Annotated in this window: 21 protein-coding genes, 2 tRNA genes and 2 rRNA genes; 6 read left to right on the plus strand and 19 right to left on the minus strand. The window is 57.9% G+C overall.

Translation table 11 applies throughout. From position 1 onward, the window contains the following. Positions 1-160: 160 nt before the first annotated feature. From ACSPX5_RS19065 to ACSPX5_RS19110, 10 genes are all read right to left on the minus strand, one after another. Positions 161-3,051: ribosomal RNA gene (locus tag ACSPX5_RS19065) — 23S ribosomal RNA — on the minus strand. Between the two features lie 247 nt (positions 3,052-3,298). Further along, a tRNA-Ala gene (locus tag ACSPX5_RS19070) sits at positions 3,299-3,374 on the minus strand. Positions 3,375-3,404: 30 nt separating this feature from the next. Beyond that, positions 3,405-3,481: transfer RNA gene (locus ACSPX5_RS19075), tRNA-Ile, on the minus strand. A gap of 81 nt (positions 3,482-3,562) precedes the next feature. Beyond that, positions 3,563-5,098, minus strand: a 16S ribosomal RNA gene (locus ACSPX5_RS19080). The 16S and 23S rRNA genes sit together here with 2 tRNA genes alongside, the layout of an rRNA operon. A 541-nt stretch (positions 5,099-5,639) precedes the next feature. Continuing rightward, positions 5,640-6,263, minus strand: coding sequence for a protein-methionine-sulfoxide reductase heme-binding subunit MsrQ (gene msrQ, locus ACSPX5_RS19085; RefSeq protein ID WP_169431931.1), 624 nt, complete (start codon positions 6,261-6,263; stop codon positions 5,640-5,642). Continuing rightward, positions 6,263-7,276, minus strand: a complete 1,014-nt coding sequence (gene msrP, locus ACSPX5_RS19090) for a protein-methionine-sulfoxide reductase catalytic subunit MsrP (RefSeq protein ID WP_169431932.1) — start codon at positions 7,274-7,276, stop codon at positions 6,263-6,265. The genes msrQ and msrP overlap by 1 nt, the downstream gene beginning before the upstream one ends. A 63-nt stretch (positions 7,277-7,339) precedes the next feature. Continuing rightward, the gene (pssA, locus tag ACSPX5_RS19095; RefSeq protein WP_065261609.1) at positions 7,340-8,197 is read right to left on the minus strand and encodes a CDP-diacylglycerol--serine O-phosphatidyltransferase; all 858 of its coding nucleotides are present in this window, start codon (positions 8,195-8,197) and stop codon (positions 7,340-7,342) included. Positions 8,198-8,346: 149 nt separating this feature from the next. Then, positions 8,347-9,363: a ketol-acid reductoisomerase gene (ilvC, locus tag ACSPX5_RS19100; RefSeq protein WP_007959661.1), complete on the minus strand. Its 1,017-nt coding sequence runs from the start codon at positions 9,361-9,363 to the stop codon at positions 8,347-8,349. Positions 9,364-9,411: 48 nt separating this feature from the next. Beyond that, positions 9,412-9,903, minus strand: a complete 492-nt coding sequence (gene ilvN / locus ACSPX5_RS19105) for an acetolactate synthase small subunit (RefSeq protein ID WP_003205610.1) — start codon at positions 9,901-9,903, stop codon at positions 9,412-9,414. Between the two features lie 2 nt (positions 9,904-9,905). After that, positions 9,906-11,630, minus strand: coding sequence for an acetolactate synthase 3 large subunit (locus ACSPX5_RS19110; protein WP_439820083.1), 1,725 nt, complete (start codon positions 11,628-11,630; stop codon positions 9,906-9,908). Between the two features lie 400 nt (positions 11,631-12,030). Here ACSPX5_RS19110 and ACSPX5_RS19115 point away from each other — a divergent pair, with 400 nt between their 5' ends. Then, a complete protein-coding gene (locus ACSPX5_RS19115; RefSeq protein WP_439820084.1) occupies positions 12,031-12,447 on the plus strand; it encodes a DUF4124 domain-containing protein in 417 nt (138 codons plus the stop codon). Between the two features lie 18 nt (positions 12,448-12,465). Here the strand turns inward: ACSPX5_RS19115 and ACSPX5_RS19120 are convergent, their stop codons facing one another. From ACSPX5_RS19120 to mrcB, 3 genes are read right to left on the minus strand one after another with little or no spacing between them, the layout of a single operon-like run. Then, a complete protein-coding gene (locus ACSPX5_RS19120) occupies positions 12,466-12,801 on the minus strand; it encodes a YqcC family protein (protein ID WP_085712134.1) in 336 nt (111 codons plus the stop codon). Next, positions 12,801-13,556, minus strand: a complete 756-nt coding sequence (locus ACSPX5_RS19125; protein WP_207864800.1) for a tetratricopeptide repeat protein — start codon at positions 13,554-13,556, stop codon at positions 12,801-12,803. Before ACSPX5_RS19125 ends, ACSPX5_RS19120 begins: the two co-directional genes overlap by 1 nt. Positions 13,557-13,572: 16 nt before the next feature. After that, entirely contained in the window at positions 13,573-15,897 is a 2,325-nt protein-coding gene (gene mrcB / locus ACSPX5_RS19130; protein ID WP_207864799.1) for a penicillin-binding protein 1B, read from the minus strand. Between the two features lie 117 nt (positions 15,898-16,014). On the opposite strand from mrcB, the gene ACSPX5_RS19135 reads away from it, so the two are divergent. From ACSPX5_RS19135 to ACSPX5_RS19150, 4 genes are all read left to right on the plus strand, one after another. Further along, positions 16,015-17,571 carry an AAA family ATPase gene (locus tag ACSPX5_RS19135; RefSeq protein ID WP_439820085.1) on the plus strand — a complete coding sequence of 519 codons (1,557 nt, stop codon included), beginning with the start codon at positions 16,015-16,017 and terminating at the stop codon, positions 17,569-17,571. Between the two features lie 91 nt (positions 17,572-17,662). Further along, positions 17,663-18,007 (plus strand): pentapeptide repeat-containing protein, encoded by a 345-nt coding sequence (locus ACSPX5_RS19140; protein WP_007959639.1) that lies wholly within the window; start codon positions 17,663-17,665, stop codon positions 18,005-18,007. A gap of 219 nt (positions 18,008-18,226) precedes the next feature. Beyond that, complete coding sequence (locus ACSPX5_RS19145) at positions 18,227-18,499, plus strand: TfoX/Sxy family protein (RefSeq protein ID WP_003228231.1); 273 nt, start codon at positions 18,227-18,229, stop codon at positions 18,497-18,499. A gap of 15 nt (positions 18,500-18,514) precedes the next feature. Continuing rightward, positions 18,515-19,327, plus strand: coding sequence for a Crp/Fnr family transcriptional regulator (locus tag ACSPX5_RS19150; RefSeq protein ID WP_439820086.1), 813 nt, complete (start codon positions 18,515-18,517; stop codon positions 19,325-19,327). 203 nt (positions 19,328-19,530) lie between these two features. On the opposite strand, the gene ACSPX5_RS19155 is transcribed toward ACSPX5_RS19150, so the two are convergent. The 4 genes from ACSPX5_RS19155 to ACSPX5_RS19170 are packed head-to-tail and all read right to left on the minus strand — an operon-like array spanning position 19,531 to position 23,077. Further along, on the minus strand, positions 19,531-20,382 hold the full coding sequence (locus ACSPX5_RS19155; protein WP_439820087.1) for a ChaN family lipoprotein: 852 nt from the start codon (positions 20,380-20,382) through the stop codon (positions 19,531-19,533). 21 nt (positions 20,383-20,403) lie between these two features. Beyond that, a complete protein-coding gene (locus tag ACSPX5_RS19160; protein WP_439820088.1) occupies positions 20,404-21,171 on the minus strand; it encodes a heme ABC transporter ATP-binding protein in 768 nt (255 codons plus the stop codon). Next, on the minus strand, positions 21,171-22,154 hold the full coding sequence (locus ACSPX5_RS19165; protein ID WP_439822047.1) for a FecCD family ABC transporter permease: 984 nt from the start codon (positions 22,152-22,154) through the stop codon (positions 21,171-21,173). Before ACSPX5_RS19165 ends, ACSPX5_RS19160 begins: the two co-directional genes overlap by 1 nt. A gap of 50 nt (positions 22,155-22,204) precedes the next feature. Beyond that, a complete protein-coding gene (locus ACSPX5_RS19170) occupies positions 22,205-23,077 on the minus strand; it encodes a heme/hemin ABC transporter substrate-binding protein (protein WP_439820089.1) in 873 nt (290 codons plus the stop codon). Positions 23,078-23,238: 161 nt separating this feature from the next. On the opposite strand from ACSPX5_RS19170, the gene ACSPX5_RS19175 reads away from it, so the two are divergent. After that, complete coding sequence (locus tag ACSPX5_RS19175; protein ID WP_085689800.1) at positions 23,239-23,556, plus strand: Rieske (2Fe-2S) protein; 318 nt, start codon at positions 23,239-23,241, stop codon at positions 23,554-23,556. On the opposite strand, the gene sfsA is transcribed toward ACSPX5_RS19175, so the two are convergent. After that, positions 23,553-24,266 (minus strand): DNA/RNA nuclease SfsA, encoded by a 714-nt coding sequence (gene sfsA / locus ACSPX5_RS19180; protein WP_169431942.1) that lies wholly within the window; start codon positions 24,264-24,266, stop codon positions 23,553-23,555. The genes ACSPX5_RS19175 and sfsA overlap by 4 nt on opposite strands. After that, positions 24,266-25,438: a pyridoxal phosphate-dependent aminotransferase gene (locus ACSPX5_RS19185; protein ID WP_439820090.1), complete on the minus strand. Its 1,173-nt coding sequence runs from the start codon at positions 25,436-25,438 to the stop codon at positions 24,266-24,268. The genes sfsA and ACSPX5_RS19185 overlap by 1 nt, the downstream gene beginning before the upstream one ends. Positions 25,439-25,754 lie beyond the last annotated feature (316 nt).

Genomic DNA, 25,754 nt, shown 5'->3' on the forward strand with positions numbered 1-25,754 from the left:
CGGGTACTGACTCGTGACCGGACGGCCTCGCTTCAGCAAATTGGGTATGGGATAGTTTTCGGTGCTTTGTGAGCGTCGAACTTTCGGTTCGTTTCGTCTTCACACACCGCAATCTGGTTGCTCTGGTTTAGAGAGCCGACGCAAATTGCTTGGGTGTTATATGGTCAAGCCTCACGGGCAATTAGTATTGGTTAGCTCAACGCCTCACAGCGCTTACACACCCAACCTATCAACGTCGTAGTCTTCGACGGCCCTTCAGGGAACTCAAGGTTCCAGTGAGATCTCATCTTGAGGCAAGTTTCCCGCTTAGATGCTTTCAGCGGTTATCTTTTCCGAACATAGCTACCCGGCAATGCCACTGGCGTGACAACCGGAACACCAGAGGTTCGTCCACTCCGGTCCTCTCGTACTAGGAGCAGCCCCTCTCAAATCTCAAACGTCCACGGCAGATAGGGACCGAACTGTCTCACGACGTTCTAAACCCAGCTCGCGTACCACTTTAAATGGCGAACAGCCATACCCTTGGGACCGGCTTCAGCCCCAGGATGTGATGAGCCGACATCGAGGTGCCAAACACCGCCGTCGATATGAACTCTTGGGCGGTATCAGCCTGTTATCCCCGGAGTACCTTTTATCCGTTGAGCGATGGCCCTTCCATACAGAACCACCGGATCACTAAGACCTACTTTCGTACCTGCTCGACGTGTCTGTCTCGCAGTCAAGCGCGCTTTTGCCTTTATACTCTACGACCGATTTCCGACCGGTCTGAGCGCACCTTCGTACTCCTCCGTTACTCTTTAGGAGGAGACCGCCCCAGTCAAACTACCCACCATACACTGTCCTCGATCCGGATAACGGACCTGAGTTAGAACCTCAAAGTTGCCAGGGTGGTATTTCAAGGATGGCTCCACGCGAACTGGCGTCCACGCTTCAAAGCCTCCCACCTATCCTACACAAGCAAATTCAAAGTCCAGTGCAAAGCTATAGTAAAGGTTCACGGGGTCTTTCCGTCTAGCCGCGGATACACTGCATCTTCACAGCGATTTCAATTTCACTGAGTCTCGGGTGGAGACAGCGCCGCCATCGTTACGCCATTCGTGCAGGTCGGAACTTACCCGACAAGGAATTTCGCTACCTTAGGACCGTTATAGTTACGGCCGCCGTTTACCGGGGCTTCGATCAAGAGCTTCGCGTTAGCTAACCCCATCAATTAACCTTCCGGCACCGGGCAGGCGTCACACCCTATACGTCCACTTTCGTGTTTGCAGAGTGCTGTGTTTTTAATAAACAGTCGCAGCGGCCTGGTATCTTCGACCGGCATGAGCTTACGGAGCAAGTCCTTCACCCTCACCGGCGCACCTTCTCCCGAAGTTACGGTGCCATTTTGCCTAGTTCCTTCACCCGAGTTCTCTCAAGCGCCTTGGTATTCTCTACCCAACCACCTGTGTCGGTTTGGGGTACGGTTCCTGGTTATCTGAAGCTTAGAAGCTTTTCTTGGAAGCATGGCATCAACCACTTCGTGTTCTAAAAGAACACTCGTCATCAGCTCTCGGCCTTAAGATCCCGGATTTACCTAAGATCTCAGCCTACCACCTTAAACTTGGACAACCAACGCCAAGCTGGCCTAGCCTTCTCCGTCCCTCCATCGCAATAACCAGAAGTACAGGAATATTAACCTGTTTTCCATCGACTACGCTTTTCAGCCTCGCCTTAGGGACCGACTAACCCTGCGTCGATTAACGTTGCGCAGGAAACCTTGGTCTTTCGGCGTGGGTGTTTTTCACACCCATTGTCGTTACTCATGTCAGCATTCGCACTTCTGATACCTCCAGCAAGCTTCTCAACTCACCTTCACAGGCTTACAGAACGCTCCTCTACCGCATCACTTACGTGATACCCGTAGCTTCGGTGTATGGTTTGAGCCCCGTTACATCTTCCGCGCAGGCCGACTCGACTAGTGAGCTATTACGCTTTCTTTAAAGGGTGGCTGCTTCTAAGCCAACCTCCTAGCTGTCTAAGCCTTCCCACATCGTTTCCCACTTAACCATAACTTTGGGACCTTAGCTGACGGTCTGGGTTGTTTCCCTTTTCACGACGGACGTTAGCACCCGCCGTGTGTCTCCCATGCTCGGCACTTGTAGGTATTCGGAGTTTGCATCGGTTTGGTAAGTCGGGATGACCCCTAGCCGAAACAGTGCTCTACCCCTACAGTGATACATGAGGCGCTACCTAAATAGCTTTCGAGGAGAACCAGCTATCTCCGAGCTTGATTAGCCTTTCACTCCGATCCACAGGTCATCCGCTAACTTTTCAACGGTAGTCGGTTCGGTCCTCCAGTCAGTGTTACCTAACCTTCAACCTGCCCATGGATAGATCGCCCGGTTTCGGGTCTATTCCCAGCGACTAGACGCCCTATTAAGACTCGCTTTCGCTACGCCTCCCCTATTCGGTTAAGCTCGCCACTGAAAATAAGTCGCTGACCCATTATACAAAAGGTACGCAGTCACAGAACAAAGTCTGCTCCCACTGCTTGTACGCATACGGTTTCAGGATCTATTTCACTCCCCTCTCCGGGGTTCTTTTCGCCTTTCCCTCACGGTACTAGTTCACTATCGGTCAGTCAGTAGTATTTAGCCTTGGAGGATGGTCCCCCCCATATTCAGACAAAGTTTCTCGTGCTCCGTCCTACTCGATTTCATGACCAAGAGATTTTCGCGTACAGGGCTATCACCCACTATGGCCGCACTTTCCAGAGCGTTCCGCTAATCTCAAAGCCACTTAAGGGCTAGTCCCCGTTCGCTCGCCACTACTAAGGGAATCTCGGTTGATTTCTTTTCCTCAGGGTACTTAGATGTTTCAGTTCCCCTGGTTCGCCTCTTGCACCTATGTATTCAGTACAAGATAACCATCTTGTGATGGCTGGGTTCCCCCATTCAGACATCTCCGGATCAAAGTCTGTTTGCCGACTCCCCGAAGCTTTTCGCAGGCTACCACGTCTTTCATCGCCTCTGACTGCCAAGGCATCCACCGTATGCGCTTCTTCACTTGACCATATAACCCCAAGCAATCTGGTTATACTGTGAAGACGACATTCGCCGAAAATTCGAACTTCTCAATTAAGAGAACTCACAAATTTTACCTTAGCCTGATCCGTTACCAGTGAAAGTAACGTTCAGTCTATCTTTCTATCACATACCCAAATTTTTAAAGAACGATCCAGTCAAAGACTAGAAATCAACATTCATCATCACACTGATGGAATGCTCATTTCTAAGCTTTCAAACTTCAGAAGCAGTAGTGGTGGAGCCAAGCGGGATCGAACCGCTGACCTCCTGCGTGCAAGGCAGGCGCTCTCCCAGCTGAGCTATGGCCCCGTATTTCTACAGGCGTTTCCCACACAAAATTGGTGGGTCTGGGCAGATTCGAACTGCCGACCTCACCCTTATCAGGGGTGCGCTCTAACCAACTGAGCTACAGACCCAATTTCGGGCTGCTTCTATCGTCTTCTTCAATGAATCAAGCAATTCGTGTGGGAGCTTATGGAGCAGCTGATGTCGTCGATTAAGGAGGTGATCCAGCCGCAGGTTCCCCTACGGCTACCTTGTTACGACTTCACCCCAGTCATGAATCACACCGTGGTAACCGTCCCCCCGAAGGTTAGACTAGCTACTTCTGGTGCAACCCACTCCCATGGTGTGACGGGCGGTGTGTACAAGGCCCGGGAACGTATTCACCGCGACATTCTGATTCGCGATTACTAGCGATTCCGACTTCACGCAGTCGAGTTGCAGACTGCGATCCGGACTACGATCGGTTTTATGGGATTAGCTCCACCTCGCGGCTTGGCAACCCTTTGTACCGACCATTGTAGCACGTGTGTAGCCCAGGCCGTAAGGGCCATGATGACTTGACGTCATCCCCACCTTCCTCCGGTTTGTCACCGGCAGTCTCCTTAGAGTGCCCACCATTACGTGCTGGTAACTAAGGACAAGGGTTGCGCTCGTTACGGGACTTAACCCAACATCTCACGACACGAGCTGACGACAGCCATGCAGCACCTGTCTCAATGTTCCCGAAGGCACCAATCCATCTCTGGAAAGTTCATTGGATGTCAAGGCCTGGTAAGGTTCTTCGCGTTGCTTCGAATTAAACCACATGCTCCACCGCTTGTGCGGGCCCCCGTCAATTCATTTGAGTTTTAACCTTGCGGCCGTACTCCCCAGGCGGTCAACTTAATGCGTTAGCTGCGCCACTAAGAGCTCAAGGCTCCCAACGGCTAGTTGACATCGTTTACGGCGTGGACTACCAGGGTATCTAATCCTGTTTGCTCCCCACGCTTTCGCACCTCAGTGTCAGTATCAGTCCGGTGGTCGCCTTCGCCACTGGTGTTCCTTCCTATATCTACGCATTTCACCGCTACACAGGAAATTCCACCACCCTCTACCATACTCTAGCTCGCCAGTTTTGGATGCAGTTCCCAGGTTGAGCCCGGGGATTTCACATCCAACTTAACGAACCACCTACGCGCGCTTTACGCCCAGTAATTCCGATTAACGCTTGCACCCTCTGTATTACCGCGGCTGCTGGCACAGAGTTAGCCGGTGCTTATTCTGTCGGTAACGTCAAAATTGCAGAGTATTAATCTACAACCCTTCCTCCCAACTTAAAGTGCTTTACAATCCGAAGACCTTCTTCACACACGCGGCATGGCTGGATCAGGCTTTCGCCCATTGTCCAATATTCCCCACTGCTGCCTCCCGTAGGAGTCTGGACCGTGTCTCAGTTCCAGTGTGACTGATCATCCTCTCAGACCAGTTACGGATCGTCGCCTTGGTGAGCCATTACCTCACCAACTAGCTAATCCGACCTAGGCTCATCTGATAGCGCAAGGCCCGAAGGTCCCCTGCTTTCTCCCGTAGGACGTATGCGGTATTAGCGTTCCTTTCGAAACGTTGTCCCCCACTACCAGGCAGATTCCTAGGCATTACTCACCCGTCCGCCGCTGAATCCAGGAGCAAGCTCCCTTCATCCGCTCGACTTGCATGTGTTAGGCCTGCCGCCAGCGTTCAATCTGAGCCATGATCAAACTCTTCAGTTCAAACATCTTTGGGTTTTTAAGAAACCCTAAACTTGGCTCAGCAATCGTTGGTTACATCTTTGATTTCTCGCGGAGTAACTTGTGATGCTGATAATCTTGCTGACTATCAGTCTGACTCCACAAGCACCCACACGAATTGCTTGATTCAGTTGTTAAAGAGCGGTTGGTTAAGAGCTTTCGTCTCAACCGAGGCGCGCATTCTACAGCAGCCTCATTTGCTGTCAAGTGATTATTTTCAGAAGTTTTCGAAGATTTCCTCAACAACTTCAACCACTTGCGCTTCCGATCTCTCGTCAGCGGGAGGCGAATTCTACAGCGTTACACGCTGCTGTCAACACCTCTTTTTCTCCGCTTTCGACCGAGAAGATCGAACCGTTGAAAGCGCCAGAAGAACCGGCATTTTCAACTCCCTCCAGGCTTCGATGATCTGAAGCAAACCGCTATCGAAAACCGTGTAACTCATTGAATCTCAAGGAGTTTTCCGTTTCGACTGCGCCGGAAGTGGGGCGAATTATAGACCTCCAGAATCTGCCGTCAACACTTAATTTCGTTTTTCTTGCAGAACCTGTCGTTTACCCAGCAAACGCGGGATTCGACGGCCTACCGGCGGGAGGCGCAACATGAGAAGCAGTCCACCTATAAAGGCATAGACCGCCCACTCCTTAAGATCAGCACGCACAATCCACAGCATATGCAGCAACCCAAGCCCCAGAATCAAATAAGCCAATCGATGCAACTTCTTCCAGCGAACACCCAAACGACGCTGGCTATAACGATTGGACGTCACCGCCAATGCCAGCAATCCCAGAAACCCGAGCGTACCCACGATAATGTAAGGGCGCTTGCGCAACTCCACACCCAATTGCGACCAGTCGAATCCAAGGATGAACGCCATATAGCTGCATAAATGCAAAACCACATACGCGAAACACCACAACCCCAGCTGTCGGCGCACAGCAATCCACCCCGCCCACCCGGTGAGCTTCTGCAAAGGCGTCATGCTCAACGTGATCAGCAACAATACCAAGGTCCCAAGCCCAAGCCGATCGACCAGAACCTTTCCCGGATCCGGCCCGAGCAGATCCTCAAAGGCCTGATAGAACCACCACAACGGCCAGATGGCCGTTGCAATAAAAACGCCCACACGCCAGAACGGATATCGCATCAGTAATTCTTCCGCAGATCGAGCCCTGTATATAAAGAAGCGACTTCATCCGAGTAGCCGTTGAACATTTGTGTATCACGCACATTCGGCTTGAACAGGCTATTAGGAAGACGTCGCTCCCGAGCCTGAGTCCAGCGAGGATGATCCACCGTCGGGTTCACATTCGCATAGAACCCGTACTCATTTGCCGCAATGCTTTGCCAGGTCGTCTTGGGCTGCTCACTCACCAGACTGATCCGTACGATGGATTTGACACTTTTGAAGCCATACTTCCACGGCACTACCAGACGCAAGGGCGCGCCGTTCTGATTCGGCAGTTCACGGCCATACATGCCCACAGCCAGGATCGCCAACGGATTCATCGCCTCATCCAGGCGCAAACCTTCTACATAGGGCCAGTCGATCAGAGCAAATCCTGAACGCTGTCCGGGCATACTCTTGGGATCCTGCAAGGTTTCAAAACGAATGTATTTGGCATTGGACGTTGGCTCCACCTGCTTGAGCAGCGCCGATATGGGAAAGCCGATCCAGGGGATGACCATCGACCAGGCCTCGACACAGCGCAGGCGATAGATACGCTCCTCCAACTGATAAGGCTTCATGAAGTCCTCCAGCGCATAGCGCCCCGGCTTCCCCACCTCCCCGTCCACCACCACACTCCAGGGTTCGGTTTTCAGCAATCCGGCATTAGCTGCCGGATCACCCTTGTCGGTACCGAACTCATAGAAGTTGTTGTAATGGGTGGCGTCCTTGAAGGGCGTGATGGCCTCATCCTTGACGTTCACGGCGCCCCATTTAATAGAAGGCAGCTTTTCGGAAAACCAGACAGGCATCTTTCCGGGCTCGACATCGGCATAACGGACGGCCTCTTCGGCACTGGCCCAACGCGGCAGGCTGCCCACAGCCAGGCCGGCCGCTGTAGCACCGAGCAATTGCCGCCGAGAGAGATAAATGGATTCAGGCGTGACGTCCGACTCATGGCAGTCGGACGCTTTGGGGATTTTGATCAGCATGACAACTCCGCAGTTTTGGAGGACAGATGCACCCATAGACTGCGGAGTATGAGGGAAATTACATCACTCGACGTTTTTGTGGCGACGAAGATGCAACAGGTACTGCACAGGCCCCGAAGCCGCATAGGCAAGGAACACCAGCAGCAGAATGCGCGGCGGATCGCTGAACACCACGGCGAACACCAGCACCACCGCCAGGATCGCAACGAATGGCACGCGTCCCTTCAGGTCCAGCTCCTTGAAGCTGTTGTACTTGATGTTGCTGACCATCAGCATGCCGGCAGCCGCGACCATCAACGCAACCAGGAACGACATCTTCGATCCCTGTATTCCGTAGTCGCTGAATGCCCAGACAATCCCCGCCACCACACCGGCAGCAGCCGGGCTGGCCAGTCCGATGAAGTAGCGTTTGTCAGCAGTGCCGACCTGAGTGTTGAAACGTGCCAGACGCAGCGCCGCACCCGCCACATAGATAAAGGCTACCATCCAGCCGACCTTGCCCATGTCACCCAGCGCCCAGCCGAATGCCAGCAATGCCGGCGCGACACCAAAGGCAACCATGTCCGACAGCGAGTCGTACTCGGCACCGAATGCACTTTGTGTATTGGTCATGCGCGCCACACGGCCGTCGAGACCGTCGAGCACCATGGCGACAAAAATCGCGATGGCTGCGAACGCGAAGTACTTGCTCGCATTCGCCGCGTCCCCGGCGCTCAAGGCCGCCTGGGCACTCATCGAGTTGATAATGGAATAAAACCCTGCGAACAGGTTCGCAGTGGTGAACAGATTCGGCAGAAGATAGATACCACGATGCCGGACTTTACGACCTTCTGCGTCATGCCCTTCTTCGACATGTTCATCGATGGGCAGCAGGCTTTCGGCGTCTGAAGCCTGGTTCGGCTCTTCGGGGCGTTCGCTCATGGACATTACCTTGCAACGGATTGGACATTTTCGACAGGTGTCTGGGACGACGGTTCGGCCACAAACGATGCAGCTTTATACCAGAACCGTCCGCCCATACGAAAAAACGCGGCCGAAGCCGCGTTTTTTTTCACACAAGGGTCGACGACTTAGTTTTTGGCTTTGTCGACGATCTTGTTGGCACCGATCCACGGCATCATGGAGCGCAGTTGCTCGCCGATGATTTCGATACCGTGAGCGGCGTTGTTACGACGCTTGGCGGTCATCGAAGGGTAGCCGGTTGCGCCTTCGCTGATGAACATTTTGGCGTATTCGCCGTCCTGAATACGTTTCAGGGCGTTGCGCATGGCCTGACGGGATTCGGCGTTGATCACTTCCGGACCGGTCACGTACTCGCCGTACTCAGCGTTGTTGGAGATCGAGTAGTTCATGTTGGCGATACCGCCTTCGTACATGAGGTCAACGATCAGTTTCAGTTCGTGCAGGCACTCGAAGTAAGCCATTTCCGGCGCGTAGCCAGCTTCTACCAGGGTTTCGAAACCGGCTTTAACCAGTTCAACGGTACCGCCGCACAGAACGGCTTGTTCGCCGAACAGGTCGGTTTCGGTCTCGTCCTTGAAAGTGGTTTCGATGATGCCGGTGCGGCCACCGCCAACGCCTGCAGCGTAGGACAGTGCAACGTTCTTGGCGTTGCCCGAGGCGTCCTGGTAGATCGCGATCAGGTCAGGGATGCCGCCGCCTTTCACGAACTCGGAACGTACGGTGTGACCCGGGGCTTTCGGCGCGATCATGATCACGTCAAGGTCGGCACGCGGAACAACCTGGTTGTAGTGGATCGCGAAGCCGTGGGAGAAGGCCAGGGTGGCGCCTTTCTTGATGTTCGGCTCGATTTCGTTCTTGTACAGCTGGGACTGGAACTCGTCCGGGGTCAGGATCATGACCAGGTCGGCGCCGGCAACAGCGGCAGCCACGTCGGTCACTTTCAGGCCGTGGGCTTCTGCCTTGGCAACGGTGGCCGAACCTTTACGCAGACCGACAGTAACGTCGACACCGGAGTCTTTCAGGTTGCATGCTTGAGCGTGGCCCTGGGAGCCGTAACCGATGATGGCAACTTTCTTGCCCTGGATGATCGACAGGTCGCAGTCTTTATCGTAGAAAACTTTCATGAATTTCCCCTTTATATCCAGGCCGTTCAGGCCATTCGCTAATTTGGTTTAGATGCTGAGTACTTTGTCGCCGCGGGCAATACCGGTGACGCCACTACGGACGGTTTCCAGAATCGATGCGGTGCCGATGGACTGAATGAAGCTGTCGAGCTTGTCGCTGGTACCGGTCAGTTGAACGGTATACACGCTGGCGCTGACGTCGACGATCTGTCCACGGTAGATATCGGTGGTGCGTTTGATCTCGGCGCGCTGGGCGCCAGTGGCCTTGACCTTGACCAGCATCAGTTCACGCTCGATATGAGCGCTTTCCGACAGGTCCACCAGCTTGACCACTTCGATCAGCTTGTTCAGGTTCTTGGTGATTTGCTCGATGATTTCATCGTGGCCAACAGTGGTCAGCGTCAGACGCGACAGGGTCGGGTCTTCGGTGGGCGCCACGGTCAGGCTTTCGATGTTGTAGTTGCGCTGCGAGAACAGGCCGACTACGCGAGACAAAGCACCAGGTTCGTTTTCCAGAAGCAAGGAAATAATGTGCCGCATGATTAGGTACGCTCCGTCTTGCTCAGCCACATATCGCGCATGGAGCCGTCTTTGATCTGCATCGGATAGACGTGCTCGCTGGTGTCGACCGAAATGTCGATCACCACCAGGCGATCTTTCATGGCGAACGCCTCTTCCATCTTCGATTTCAAATCTTTCGATTCGGTGATGCGCACGCCGACGTGGCCATAGGCCTCGGCCAGCTTGACGAAGTCAGGCAAGGATTCCATGTAGGAGTGCGAGTGACGGCTGCCGTAACTCATGTCCTGCCACTGACGAACCATGCCCAGAACACCGTTGTTCAGGATGACGATCTTGACCGGCAAACCATATTGCAGGCAGGTCGACAGCTCCTGGATGTTCATCTGGATACTGCCTTCACCGGTGACGCACGCAACATCGGTGTCAGGGAAGCTCAGCGCGATACCCATCGCGGCCGGCAGACCAAAGCCCATCGTGCCCAGACCACCGGAGTTGATCCAGCGGTTCGGCTTGTTGAACTTGTAGTACTGCGCAGCAAACATCTGGTGCTGGCCCACGTCGGAGGTCACAAAGGCGTCGCCCTTGGTCACTTCGCACAGGGTTTCGATCACGGTCTGTGGCTTGATCTTGCTGCCGTCACCCTTGTCGTAAGGGAACAGGCCGCGATCACCGCGCCACTCATCAACCTGCTTCCACCAACTGGTGATCGCTTCCTTGTTCGGGGTTTCGCCGATTTCCTTGAGGATCGCGACCATTTCGGTCAGGACGCTCTCCACCGGGCCAACGATTGGCACGTCAGCCTTGATGGTCTTGGAAATCGAAGCCGGGTCGATGTCGATGTGAATGATCTTGGCGTTCGGGCAGAACTTCGGCGCGCCGTTGATCACGCGATCGTCGAAACGCGCACCGACAGCCAGGATCACGTCGGCATGGTGCATCGCCAGGTTGGCGGTGTAGCTGCCGTGCATGCCGAGCATGCCGATGAACTGACGGTCAGTGCCAGGGTAGCCACCCAGGCCCATCAAGGTATTGGTCACTGGCAAGTTGAGCATTTGCGCCAGTTCGGTCAGCGGCGCGGAGCCGTTGCCGAGAATCACGCCACCGCCGGAGTACAGCACAGGACGCTTGGCCGCCAGGAGCATTTCTGCCGCCTTGCGGATTTGCCCGGAGTGACCGCGAACGGCCGGGCTGTAGGAACGCAGTTTGGCTTTCTTCGGGAAGATGTATTCGAACTTCTCGGCCGGGTTGGTCATGTCTTTCGGGATATCGACCACGACCGGGCCCGGACGACCGGATTGCGCCAGGTAGAAGGCTTTCTTCATGACTTCCGGGATTTCGGACGCGTGCTTGATCATGAAGCTGTGCTTCACGATCGGCCGGGAGATACCGATCATGTCGGTTTCCTGGAACGCGTCGGTGCCGACCATGGTGCTTGGCACCTGACCGGAAATGATCACCATCGGAATCGAGTCCATGTAGGCCGTGGCAATACCGGTGATGGCGTTTGTGGCGCCTGGACCGGAAGTCACCAATACCACGCCGGCCTTACCGGTGGCACGGGCGTAGCCGTCAGCCATATGGGTAGCCGCTTGTTCGTGACGAACCAGGATGTGGGTCACTTCCGGTTCTTTGAACAGGGCATCGTAAACATGAAGGAGAGCACCACCCGGGTACCCGTAGATATATTTGACGCCTTCGTCACGCAAGAAGCGGACGAGCATCTCACCGCCAGATAAAAGCTCCACGTTGTTCACCTCTAAAACGCCAGAATACCGTCCACAGAAAAGCGAACGGGTCTTAATAGGTTTACTTCTCGGCAGAGCATGAGCGACGGTGGTCGCCGACTACGTCAGCACTGACTGAGCAAGTATTGGGATCGTCCCAAGTGTTGCGGGCCTTTCCCACCCAGCGCGAGGTAACGCGTTGCGGGTGTAACAGGTCGACGCGGATATGCGCCTCATGATCTGCCGAGAGGGTCTGCTTCTGGCAGTCCCTGTACAGCGGACTTTGGATTCTTCTGTTTCGCCCTCTCCAAGTCAAGCCGTCTTTAGGCCTAATTGTGGGTAAGCACATGAGAACGCAAGAAAAAACCTGAAAAGCGCTACTCTGTTAGCGTCAATTGCGCAATTTTGCCAAGGAATCAGCATGCGAACGCTCCTCGTCACTCTGCTGATCGGCCTCAGCCCCTGGTGCATGGCCGGTCAGATCTACAAGTGGGTCGATGCCCAAGGTGTCACGCACTTCGATGCGCAACCACCACAAGGTCAGTCTGCAACGACAGTACAAACGCCGCCCTCGTCTTCCCCGCGTCCGGCAGCCATGCCAGGCAGCGGCCCGCTGGGGGATCAGAAAGCCATCGATGACAAGGTCAAAAAACAGGTCGCCGAGCAACAGGACCAGCTCAAGGTCTTTTGCGAACAGGCGCGTACGAACCTGGCGCAGTTGCAGAACAATCCGCGCCTGAGGGAGGAAACCGAGGGAGAGTTGCGTCGACTGAGCGATACGCAACGTCAGGAGCGAATCGCAGAGACGCAGAAACAGATTGCCGAAAACTGCCAGTGATCACTGGCAGCCGGCCGCTCAGCGTGAAGCAGTGATCAGCAGGTCGAACTCTTTGAGCAAGACCTGCAACTGCCGGTCCTTGCCCTGCAGATTACGCTGGGCGAAGACCATTTCGGCCATTTCCTGAATGCCCGAGGCATTGGGCAATGGCAGGTTCTGCTCGAGGATGATCTTCATCCGGGGCAGGAAGATCCATTGCAGCCACTGCTCGAAATCGAGCGTGTCGACCGAGAATGGCTCGACGCTGCTCAAGGCTTCGACCGAAGGCTGGACGTCATCCCACCAGCCCTGGGCGCGCAATTCACGCTCGATCAACAACAGTTGATCGGCGACTTTCGAGAAACGCGCGTCCATCACAGCGAAACCCTGGCCTTCTGACGGGCCAGAGCGGCGCCGGCGGAATCACCCTGTTTTTCGCGAGCTTGAGCAATAAGCTCCCACAGGCTGGCCTGCAAGTCCGGACGGCCGTTGGCCATGGTCAGCGCGCGGCGGGCGGTCTGCTCGGCTTGCGGAGCGTCGCCTTGGGCCATACGCACTTGCGCCAGGCGGTAGAGCACCTGCGGCTCACGCGGCGCAACGCGTTGAGCGCGCTCGAGGCTGGAGGATGCGCCATTCAAGTCGCCGCCGGCCTGCTGTTGCTGCGCAGTGGTCAGCAAAGCGAGTACCGGGCCGTCCAGTTGCTCATCGGCAGACAGACCGCCGCTGCTGCCGGCTGAAGGAATGCCACTCGGCGTCGAAGGCATGCTGTAGCTGCCGGAGCTGATCGGCGCAGACTCGACCGGCGAAGGATTGTATGGCCCCGGCGTGATACCTCCGGAGGCAGGGCCCGGAACGATCGGCGACGTGCTGATCGGCGCCGATGTCGTGGCGCCGCCGCCCGGCACCATCACCACCACGCCGGTATCGCCTTGCGGAATGGCCTGGGATTGCGCCTGACCTTGTACCGGGCGCTTGACCGTCGTCTTGCGGAAACCGCCGTTGGCCGACAGACGCTCACTGTTGGACACGGTCGTCCCCGCATCCACCACCGGGATCGAACCACGCTGTACGGTGGAGCAGCCGCTGAGCAAAGCCACGGCGGTCACCGCTGGAATCAACCACTTGTTCACTTGAAACCCTCTTCGCTTAATTCATCCAGCCCTTGACCCAATCCATCACCGACTCGCCCGACGCAGGGCTTTCGCCCGCACAGGAAGCGCCGGGTGGCGGTTCGCTGCCGCGAATATACGGCATCTGCACGGCGCCCGGACAGTTGGCATCAGAGCCCTGACCGGTACGCGAATCGACCCACGCCTGTACCACGTTGTCCGGCTGTGGCATGTCCAGCGGCAGCGGATCGGCCTTGCGCATGAAGCTGGTCCAGACCTGCAGGGCACCGGTAGCACCGGTGAACGGCGTCTTGCCGTTATCGTCACGTCCGAGCCAGACCACGGCCAGCAGATCCTGACTGAAACCGGCAAACCAGCTGTCGCGCGAATCGTTACTGGTACCGGTCTTGCCGGCCAGCGTCAGCGTCTTGGGCAACACGTTGTAGACCGAGCTGCCGGTACCTTCGCGCATCACACGCTGCATGGCGTTCTGAATCAGGTAGATCGACGCCGGATCGAAACGCTGTTCGATCTGGAACGGATAACGCTTGAGCGGCTCGCCCTCGGCGGTCAGCACACTGCGGATTCCGCGCATCGGCGTATTGAAGCCACCGTTGGCGAGGGTCTGGTACATGGTCGCCACTTCGATCGGCGTCATGCCCCCGGCACCCAGCAGCATCGACGGGAACGCCGGGAACTCGCGGGTCACACCCAGGCGCCCGATGGTCTTGAGGACATTCGGAACACCCACCGCCAGCCCTAGACGCGAAGTCGACAGGTTGTAGGAATGCGCCAGCCCTTGATAGAGGAACACCGTACCGTGTGAGCGACGATCATAGTTCTGCGGTTTCCAGACCTGGCCATCAGCACCCTTGATGGAAAGCGGGTCGTCCGACAGCCAACTGGTGAGCGTGTACTGACTCGGCTTTTCCAACGCCGTCAGATAAACCGCAGGTTTGACCAGAGAGCCAATCGGGCGCACTGCATCCAGGGCTCGGTTGAACCCGGCGTAACTGGCCTGGCGGCTGCCGATCATCGCCTGGACTTCGCCGGTTTCCGGGTTGGTCACGACCATCGCCGCTTCCACGTCATCGGCCCCCTTGCGGCCGGAAAGACGTTTGAACGTGTCATTGACCGAGGCTTCAGCCTTCATCTGCAGGATCGGGTCGAAACTGGTGAAGATCCGCAGGCCTTCTTCGGTCAAGTCCTCGTCACGGTAGTCTTCACGCAACTGGCGTTTGACCAGATCGATGAACCCCGGGAACGAGCTGTCGGCCAGCTTGCCGCGCGAGGTCACGCCCAGCGGCATTTTCTTTGCGGCCTCCACCTGTTCGGCAGACGCAACACCCTGCTGCTCAAGCACGTCGAGCACCAGGTTACGCCGCTCCAGCGCCCGCTCCGGGTTGCGCCGCGGGTTGTAATAGGACGGGCCCTTGACCATGCCGACCAACAGCGCGACCTGATGCAGTTTCAGCTCGGACAATGGCTGGCCGAAGAAGAACTGACTGGCCAGACCGAAACCGTGCACTGCACGCTGTCCGTCCTGACCGACGAAGACTTCATTGAGGTACGCCTCAAGAATTTCCTTCTTGTCGTAATGCAGCTCAAGCAGCATCGCCATCATCGCTTCGGTGAGCTTGCGGGTCAGGCTGCGTTCGTTGGTGAGGTAGAAGTTCTTGACCAGTTGCTGAGTCAGCGTACTGCCGCCCTGGGTCATCTTGCCGCCGGATGTGTTGACCCAGATCGCCCGGGCAATCGACTTCGGCGAGACGCCCCAGTGACTGTAGTAATCCCGGTCTTCCACGGCGACCAGGGTTTCCAGCAGGTACGGCGGCACCTGATCGAGCTTGATCAGAATCCGGTCTTCAAGGTTTTTCGGGTAGATCCCGCCGATCAGCAGCGGCTCCAGACGCACCACCGACAGCTTCGATCCGTTCGTCGCCGACAGTTCGGCCACGTAATCACCGGAAAAACGCACGCGCACCGGTTGCGGTTTCTCGAGGCCTTCGTAGAACTGGAAGCCACGGGTATTCAAATCGACGGTGTTGCCGTTGACCGCCGCAGCGCCGGGGCCATTGCTCACGGCTTCGCGGCGATAGCCCAGGGCATCGAGTTCGGTGAGGAAATCGTCCTTGCTCAACTTCTGTCCGACGAACAGCTCGAGCGGGCGCGCGTACACCTTGGCCGGGATGGTCCAGCGCTTGCCGGAGAACTTCTCCTGCACCACGGCATCGAGGTAAACGGCGAAGCCGGCCAGCACCACAAGGCCGACCAGACTGAGTTTAAGGGCCCAGCCCAACCATGGGCGCAGGCCCCGGGAAGGTGGTTTTTTAGGGGTACGGGGGGATCGAGTACGAGTCATGGCGGCGGATTATACGCACTTTATTCATACTCAACAGGAGCGCTCCGAGGTTTGCGTCGGGCGGGCGAGCGGCCATAATGGCGACCTCGAATTTCCCCAGTCTCTGAAGGATCGCCCGTGAGCCAGTCCCTGATCGCTGCCCTGCAAAACCCGGCCCTATACCCGCACCCTGTCGAAGGGTTTCAGGTCATCGAAACCCATATTTCGTGGGTTCTGCTCACCGGTCCTTACGCTTATAAAGTGAAGAAACCGGTGAATTTCGGTTTTCTCGATTTCACCAGCCTCGAATCACGCGAGCATTTCTGTGGCGAGGAGCTGCGACTGAATCAGCGCCTGACCGACGATTTGTATCTGGAAGTGTTGTCAGTGACCGGCAGTGCCGAAGCACCACAACTGGGCGGCGAAGGCCCGGCCATCGAATACGTGCTGAAAATGCGCCAGTTCCCGCAAACCGGCCTTTTGAGCACCCTGCAAGCCAATGGCGAACTGACCACCACACACATCGACGAAATGGCCGAGCAGATCGCTCGTTTCCACCTCAATGCGCCAAAGGTTCCGGCCGAGCATGAAGCCGGTACCCCGGATGCTGTCATGGCGCCGGTCTCGCAGAACTTCGAACAGATCCTGCCGTTCCTCAGCGACAAGAACGATCTGCTGCAACTCGAAGCGCTGAAAGCCTGGGCCGAAAGCAGCTTCGAACGCCTCAAGCCACTGTTCGCCCAGCGCAAGGCCGAGGGTTTCACCCGTGAATGCCACGGTGACATCCACTTGGGCAACGCCACCGTCATCGACGGCAAAGTGGTGATCTTCGACTGCATCGAGTTCAACGAACCGTTCCGCTTCACTGACGTCTGGGCCGACACTGGCTTCCTGGCGATGGACCTGGAAGACCGTGGCCTGAAATCCCTGGCCCGTCGTTTCATCAGCCAATACCTGGAGCTGACTGGCGACTATCAGGGTCTGGAAGTGTTGAACTTCTACAAGGCGTACCGAGCACTGGTTCGTGCGAAGGTTGCGCTGTTCAGCATGCCTGCCGACGCAACCCCGGTGCAGCGCGCAACGACCCTGCGCCAATATCGCAACTACGCCAACCTGGCGGAAAGCTATAGCACCATTCCTTCGCGCTTCATGGCGATCACCCACGGCGTATCCGCTGTGGGCAAAAGCCACGTTGCCATGCGTCTGGTCGAAGCGCTGGGCGCGATTCGCCTGCGTTCCGACGTTGAACGCAAGCGTCTGTTCGGCGAGCAAACCGTTGCCAACGATGTTCAGGCCGGAATCTACAGCGCCGATGCCAGCACCGCGACTTATGCTCGTCTGCATGAAATCGCCGAAGTCATCCTGCACGCCGGTTTCCCGGTGGTGATCGACGCCACGTACCTCAAGCGCGAACAACGCGACAACGCCGCCAAAGTCGCCGAAGCCACCGGCACGCCTTTCCTGATCCTCGATTGCAATGCTCCACAGGCAGTGATCGAGAGCTGGCTGGCGATTCGTCAGGCAGACAAGAAGGATCCGTCCGACGCGACCCTCGCCGTGATCGAAGCACAGCAGGCTAACCGCGAAGCCCTGACGCCGGATGAAATCCTGCGCAGCAAACGCGTGCAGACCAATGAATCCGGCACTCTGGACACCGTCGTGGCGCAGATCCGCCAGCGTCTGCCAGGTCTGTAAGAAACTATTTCGGCCGTGAAGCCCTCGCTCGCTTCACGGCCGTCAAATAGTGGCACTATACTGGCGTCATAAAACCAACAGGTGATACGACATGAGCCAGCCGAAACTTCTCGACACCCCGCTTTATGCCTTGCTGCACAAAGACGACATCACAGGTTTCAACAATGAACGTCCGAAAGACGGTCCGATCGACATGGTCGGCGGTGATTTTCGCGGCCTCGACCTGCGTGAACTGAACGCCGATGGCGTGGATTTCCGGGACGCCTACTTCCGTTCCGCCGACCTGCGCGGCATCGACTTTCGCAACGCTTCGCTGGAAGGCGCGAGCCTGGCGCATGCGCAGATTTCCGGTGCCTACTTTCCGCCGGAGCTAAGTGCAGACGAAATCCTGATGTCGATGAATTTCGGTACGCGCCTGCGTTATCGCACCCGCTGATCTTTTGGAAACCTGAACCGTCCAGCGCCCCCGCTTTGCGCTGGACTGCGTGCCATTGGTAATTCTCCCTCGCCCTCCCCATCCTGATTCATCCGCGGAAACTGACCTTTCTTAGAAGCGTTTGCGTTGAATCCGACCAAACAACCACGCTTTTCCTACTGATGGCTACACTCCTGAGAAGATCGCCCACGCACCATTCGGCCGTCGCAAGGAGGCTTGATGAATGATGAACTGCAACACCTGAAGAATCTTGGCAAGACGTCGGCGCAATGGCTGCATGCCGTGGGCATCCACAGCGCCTCGGATCTGCGTCGCCTGGGCGCCGTGGATGCCTATCGGGCCGTGCGCACACGCGGGTTCCGGGCGTCGAAGGTGTTGTTGTATGCGATCGAAGGGGCGTTGATGGATGTGCACTGGAACGACATTCCAGCCGAACGCAAGGACGCTCTGAACAAACAGCTGGAAGCCATTTCCTCTCGCCACAAGAACTGACGGGCACTGACCGCCATGTACCTGCTCGGGGAACAATCGGCCCAGGCCGATGCATTGATCAACCACTTGCAGAGCTTGCCTGCGCAATGGCTTGAAGGCCTGGAGCCGTGCGGGCCAGCGCTGGAACTTGAAGCCACGGATGATCTGTTGGCACGTTTGCCGGACGACCAGCTGTTTTTGCTGACGCAAGGTGTCATCAACGGGCGACTCTGCGGTCGCGGCTTGTTTTACTGGCACGAGGGAGATTTGATCGGCCTGCAACAGGGTCCGGGATGGGCGGATTGCAGCTTGTACGCCGATAACCCGCTGACTTTACGGCCTTATCATCGAAGCGATTTGTTTCAACATGTGTATGGCGACTTTTCGCGCTCGGAACAGTTTTTGCGCTATCTGCTCGGGCAAATGGCACTGCTGGCGCATGCAGTCGCCGAGTTCAAGCCGCGCGAGTTTCGCAGCACCAATGGTTTCAAGCGGGTCGAAGCCGGAGACGTTCTGATCCGCGAGGGCGATGTCGCCGACCATGTATTCGTGATTATCGAAGGACACGCCGAAGCGTTTGTTAACGGACACAAGGTAGGCGACGTGCCCAAGGATGAAATATTCGGCGCAATGGCCGTGTTCACCGGCGAACCGCGCAACGCAACAGTCATTGCCCGGCAAGCGAGCACCGTGATGCTGATCCCCGGCGATCAGTTTCTGAGCATGACCCGCAGCAATCCGAAAATCGCCCACAGCCTGATCGAAAGCATGGCGCGGCGCATCGACGAGCTCAACAAGCAGCTGACGGGATCGAACAGTCAGGTAACGCCCGTATACACAGGCCGTTGACGCCCTTGCCGGGACAAAACGACAGAAATGAAAAAACAGTAGTTGACTCGGTAATGAGAATCGCTATGATTATCACAACTGGTCGCGAGATCAGTCGATATTCTGAAAAGCCCTTGGTTCGGACTCTCAGATTATCTCCTCATCAGGCTAATCACGGTTATTTGACCCGGTTTTTACCGGGTCTTTTTTTGCCTGTGGAAAAGTCATTTTTTGCCGAACTGTTTACGCATTTCGGCGCAATAATCCGGTTTCGGTGTGGCGGGGGTGAACCAGACATAATCAGCCATCGCCGCCGTGATCTGACTGCCCTGCTCCGCCAGCATCAGCACCGTCGGCGCTTCGGGCGCGCCCAGATCCAGCACATGCAGCGGCACACCGACATCCTTGCGCGCGTGATACGCACCCGCCAATAACAAGGCAGGCGCGGGCGCCGCCAACAATCGCGAGGCCATGCGTCGATCCCGCTGTTGCTGAACCGCCAGCATCGCCGGCATCTGTGATGACGGCAGCAAGCCGCAGTGAGAATCGCCGATCTGCTCCAACAACGTTTCTTTCACAGATTTGGCGTTGCTGCGCTCGCCGCTCAGGACAGGAGGATCGCGATAGAACGCGCGAATTTCGATGTTATCAAGATTGGCCGCCAGCAAAGGCCAGGATTGCGTCAGGGCGAACCGAACAATCGGCCCGTAGAGATTCCAGTCCCAACCGTCCTGCCAGGCCAATGCAGCAGGAAGATCCGCCGGCGGCGTTGAGGCATGTCGTACGTCATCAACCCGCGACTGTTGATCGGGTGTCAGCATTTCCAGCAGGAGGCTGCCCTGAGGGCGCGAGTCTTCGAGGTTCTGTAACAACCACAATTGAATGGCATGGTGATCGGCGTTGTCATGCTGCTCGCCGATAACCACCCGCGATGGATTGCTCAGCTGAGTCAGTAATTGCTGCGCCGTCAGCCTCTCGCCACTGCGCAGATCCCGGATCTCGCCAACGACCGGCGGCGCCGCAACATGCTGGCAGCCTGCGAGCCACACCACCGCCAACAGCAAAATCCTGCGCATACCTTCACCTCGATGACAAAATCAGCGGGCGATGATCAGCGGATGCCCGCGCTCCGGGTGCGGTTGCACCAGCACTTCCAGACCGAAAACCGCCTTCAGCGATTCCGGACGCAATACCTGCTCAGGTGTATCCAGTGCGACCGGGCGCCCGCCTTCCAGCAGCAGGATGCGATCACAATAGCGCGCCGCCAGATTCAGATCATGCAGGATCACCAGCACCGCCGCGCCGCGATCGGCAAATTCGCGCACGGCTTGAAGGGTAGTGTGTTGATGCAACGGATCGAGCATCGAAGTCGGCTCATCCAGCAACAGGGTCTGCCCGGCCTGCCCCGGCCAGAGCTGCGCCAGCACCCGCGCCAGATGCACCCGCTGACGCTCACCGCCGGACAGTGCCAGATAACTGCGGCCTCTCAGGTGTCCGGCATCGGCCGCCCGTAATGCGGCAGCGACGATCTCGTCATCGCGCACCCGCCCGCTCTGATAAGGCAGACGCCCCATGCCGACCACTTCTTCAACACGAAAGGCAAAGTCCAGGGTCGACACCTGCGGCAACACCGCCAGCCGCTGGGCGCGCTGAGTGCCGCTCCAATGGCTCAAGGCCTCACCGTCCAGCAGCACTTCCCCGTCGCTGACGCTCAACTCGCCGCAAAGCGCACCGAGCAAGGTGCTTTTGCCGGCGCCATTCGGCCCCAGCACACCCAGCACTTCGCCCGGTTCGAGTTGCAGGCTGACGTCGGCCAGAACGGTCTTGCGGCCACGGCGGATGTGCAGATTGTGCGCACGCAGCATCAGGCACGCCCTCTCAGCAACAGATAAAGGAAGAACGGCGCACCGATGAACGCGGTGACGATGCCGATCGGCAGCTCCGCCGGTGCCAGCGCCAGACGCGCCACCAGATCCGCCAGCAACAACAGACTGGCACCGGCCAGCACCGATGCCGGCAGCAATACCCGGTGATCCGGCCCCGCGAGCATGCGCACCAGATGCGGCACCACCAATCCGACAAAGCCAATCATGCCCGCCGCGGCCACCGCTGCGCCGACGCCCAGCGCCGTGCAAAACACCAGTTCACGCTTGAGCCGCTCGACATCGATCCCCAGATGCCCGGCTTCCGACTCGCCAAGCAGCAATGCATTGAGTGCCTTCGCCCGACGCGGAAGCCAGAGTGCAACACCGGCAGTGATGATCAGCAGCGGCCACAACCGCGCATAACTCGCGCCGTTGAGGCTGCCCAGGTTCCAGAACGTCAATGTGCGCAATGTTGCGTCGTCGGCCAGATAGGTAAACAACCCCACCGCCGAACTGGCCAGAGCCGTCAGAGCAATACCCGCCAACAACATGGTCGCCACATGGGTCTGCCCGTTGCGGCGACCGAGGCGATAGACCAGCGCCGTCACGCCGAGCCCGCCAAGAAACGCGCAAACCGACAGCAGATAAGGCCCGAACCACTCGGGCAGACCGCCGAAAAACGAACCGCCGACGATCGCCACCGCAGCGCCCAACGCCGCGCCGCTCGAGACACCGACCAACCCCGGATCGGCCAGCGGATTGCGAAACAGCCCCTGCATCGCCACCCCGGACAGCGCCAGCACACCGCCCACTGCCAACCCGAGCAGCGTACGCGGCAAACGAATCTGCCCGAGAATCAGCTCAGCCTGCTCCAGCCCGTCCGGCGCCAGCGGTACACCGATCATGCGCAGGGCGGCGCGCAAGGTATCGAACAACGGCAGACTGACCGGCCCCAACGCCAGCGACAGCCAGATCGCCAGCAAACACAGCAGGATCAGGCCGATGAACAAGCCACGGGGTTTGACCAGCGTGGTCATTGGCCGCTCTTGGCCGGATAGAAACCGTCAGACAGGGTCTTCAGCGCAGCCGGCAAACGCGGTCCGAGCCCGCCCACCAGCAACGTCGGGTCCAGCTCAAGCACGCGCCCGGTCTTGGCCGCACGGCTGGAATTGAGGATCGGGTTTTCCTTGAACAGCGCCGCTTTCGCCGCCTCGCCGGTCAGCGCACGGTCAGCGAACACCAGCACTTCAGGATCGAGACTGGCCAGGGACTCCACGGAAAACGGCTTGTAACCAGTGTGCGTCGCAAGGTTATGCCCGCCAGCCTGTTGCAGCAGCCAGTCAGCGGCGGTGTCTTTGCCGGCGATCAGCGGTTTGCCGCCGGCATGGCCGAGCAGCAACAGCACGCCCGGCGCCTTCTGTTTAGTTTGCGCTTGGGCCACACGCGCCTTTTGCGCATCGAGTTGCTGTTGATAACGTTGCAGCAATTGCGCGGCCTGGCTTTCAGCGCCCAGTAACTGCCCCAGATGGGTGACGTTTTTTTCCAGCGTCGGCAGATCCGGCTGAGCCGAGAACAATTCCACCTGCACCTTGGCGCTGCGAACCTGCGAGATCACTGGCGGCGGGCCCATTTCTTCGGTACCGATCAGGATGTCCGGACGCAGGCTGAGGATGCCTTCGGCCGACAGGCTGCGCTGATAGCCGATGCTCGGCAGCGACTGAAGGGATTGCGGATGCTGGCTGGTGGTGTCGACGCCCACCAACCTGGACTCGCCACCCAACGCACTCACCCACTCCGACAAGGCGCCGCCGGCGCTGACCCAACGTTGCGGCAACTCGGCCGCTGCAGCCTGGTGGCTGACCAAAAGTCCGACACACAGCACAGCAACGCGGGTACTCAAGCGCATAGACAGCTTCCTTGAAAGGTTTTCCCGGGCATCGGGACGGCAGGCCAAGTATCCTCGGCAGCGGTCACCTCGCCACGGGCGAAGGCGGCCATTTGATAATTGTTTGCATTTGAACGTCAAGCTCGGACATATCCAGATACGAGCCGACACTGAGGATAGCCATGAAGTTTCTCTGCGCGGGTGCCGATCTGGTTGAAGGCGGCAGTCGCGGTTTCGATATCGACGGCAAAAAACTGTTTGCCGTGCGCCGCGCCGGGCAGGCTTACGTCTATCTCAATCGCTGCCCGCATCGGGGCGTCGGCCTGGAATGGCATCCCGACCAGTTTCTCGACCCGAGCAACAGCCTGATCCAGTGCGCCACCCACGGCGCACTGTTTCTGATCGAGGACGGAGAATGCGTGGCCGGCCCGTGCGCCGGGCAATCGCTGACGGCCATCCCTTGCCGTGAAGACGCGCAAGGGCTGTGGATCGATGTTTAACCGTTGAGCAGCACGTCCAGGCGCCGGTCGATCACCATCTCTTCATGGCTCAAACGCACGCCATACGCCAGTACTTCGACCCCACACGCCACCGCCTCGCGCAGCGCAGCGGCGTAGGTCGCGTCGATCTCCTCGGCCGGACGCACCGCTTCGACACCCGTGAGATTGACGCAGTACAACTGCACCGCGCGAATCCCGTCCCGGGCCAGATGCGCCAGCTCACGCAAATGCTTGGCGCCGCGCTCTGTCACCGCATCGGGAAATGCCGCGACCGCCGTGCCGTCGAAACCCAGCGTGACACTTTTCACTTCCACGTAGGCCGGGCCCGCCGGGTAATCGAGGCGAAAATCGATCCGGCTCTTTTCCTGTCCGTATGCCACTTCGCGCTTGAGCCCGGTAAACCCGTTCAATTCACTGATGACGCCGGTCTGCAAAGCTTCTTCGACCAGTGTGTTGGCGCGTCCGGTGTTCACGCAAAACAGCCGGCCCTGCGGGGTTTCGCCGACTTCCCAAGTACCGGGCAGCTTGCGTTTCGGATCATTGGAGCGGCTGAACCAGACCTGCCCGCCCTCGACCTGACAATTGAGCATCGAACCGGTGTTCGGGCAATGAATGGTCAGGAACTCGCCGCCAACGGTTTCGATATCGGCGAGAAAGCGTTTGTAACGGCGGATCAACCGTCCCTCTTCAAGAGGAGGATGAAAGCGCATCAGCCTTGCCAGCTCTTCAAGCCACGGGCGATGCGTTCCACCGCTTCCTGCAGGCGAGGGAGGTTTTGCGTGTAGGCAAAGCGCACATGATGGCCGGCCTGATAACGACCGAAATCCAGGCCCGGGGTGAATGCCACGTGCTCGGTTTCAAGGAAATGCCGGCAGAACGCGAAGGCATCGCCGCCGAACTGGCTGATATCGGCATACAAGTAGAACGCGCCTTCCGGCTCCACGGCGATGTTGAAACCCAGCTCCCGCAGTGCGGGAAGCAGGAAATCGCGGCGACGACCGAATTCGGCGCGGCGCTCTTCGAGGATCGCGATGGTCTCTGGCTCGAAACAGGCCAGCGCCGCATGCTGGGCCATGCTCGGCGCGCTGATGTAGAGGTTCTGCGCGAGCTTTTCCAGCTCACTGACGGCCGCATCCGGCGCCACCAGCCAGCCGAGGCGCCAACCCGTCATGCCGAAATACTTGGAAAAACTGTTGAGGACAAACGCACTGTCGTCGACTTCCAGAACACTGGCGGCATCGGTGCCGTAAGTCAGGCCGTGGTAGATCTCGTCCACCACCAGATGCCCGTGGCGCGCCTTGATGGCTGTGGATAACCCCGCCAGTTCGTCGCGCGTCAGGATCGTTCCGGTCGGGTTGGCGGGCGAAGCCACCAAGGCGCCGACACTGTCGTGATCCCAGTGGCGCTCCACCAGATCAGGCGTCAGTTGATACCTGACATCCGGGCCTACAGGAACCAGTTGCGCCGCGCCCTCGACCAGACGCAAAAAGTGCCGGTTGCACGGATAGCCGGGATCGGCCAGCAGCCAGTGCTTGCCCGGATCCACCAGCAATGCGCTGGCCAGCAGCAGTGCCCCGGAGCCGCCCGGAGTGATCAGAATGCGCCGCGGGTCGATATTCAGACCATAACGGGTCTGATAAAAACCGGAAATCGCCTCCCGCAGCTCGGGAATCCCGCGCGCTGCGGTGTAACGGGTCTTGCCCGCCGTCAGCGCAGCCTGGCCGGCGCGGATGATCGGCTCGGCCGTCGTGAAGTCCGGCTCACCGATTTCCAGGTGGATCACGTCGTGGCCGGCGGCCTGCAATTCATTGGCCCGCGCCAGCAACGCCATCACATGGAACGGTTCGATCGCACGACTGCGCGCACTGGAGGGCTGAGCCATTGGCCTTCCTTCAACGAGTGAAAAGAAACGATTCTACCCATCTGCCGGAACGAGCGAGAACCCGCAGTGGTCACAGCCTCAAGAACACTGGACTGTAACGACCCGAGCGTACGCTCCAGGATTGACTAAAATCAGTGATTGAGCAGGTCTGCAACATTGCCGGACATGGCTTGGCAAACATTTGCAAGCCCCAACGGCCACGCGCTCGACATCCGGGAGTAGCGCGGGCCGAATTGATCTGGTAAGTTCGCCCGCTTGCAGCCGCAGGGCCGGCAGGTGTCGGTGATGGAGCAATCCTGCGCAATGGATTACAAGA

Source organism: Pseudomonas sp. HLG18, from assembly GCF_051903985.1.
GTDB lineage: Bacteria > Pseudomonadota > Gammaproteobacteria > Pseudomonadales > Pseudomonadaceae > Aquipseudomonas > Aquipseudomonas fluorescens_BT.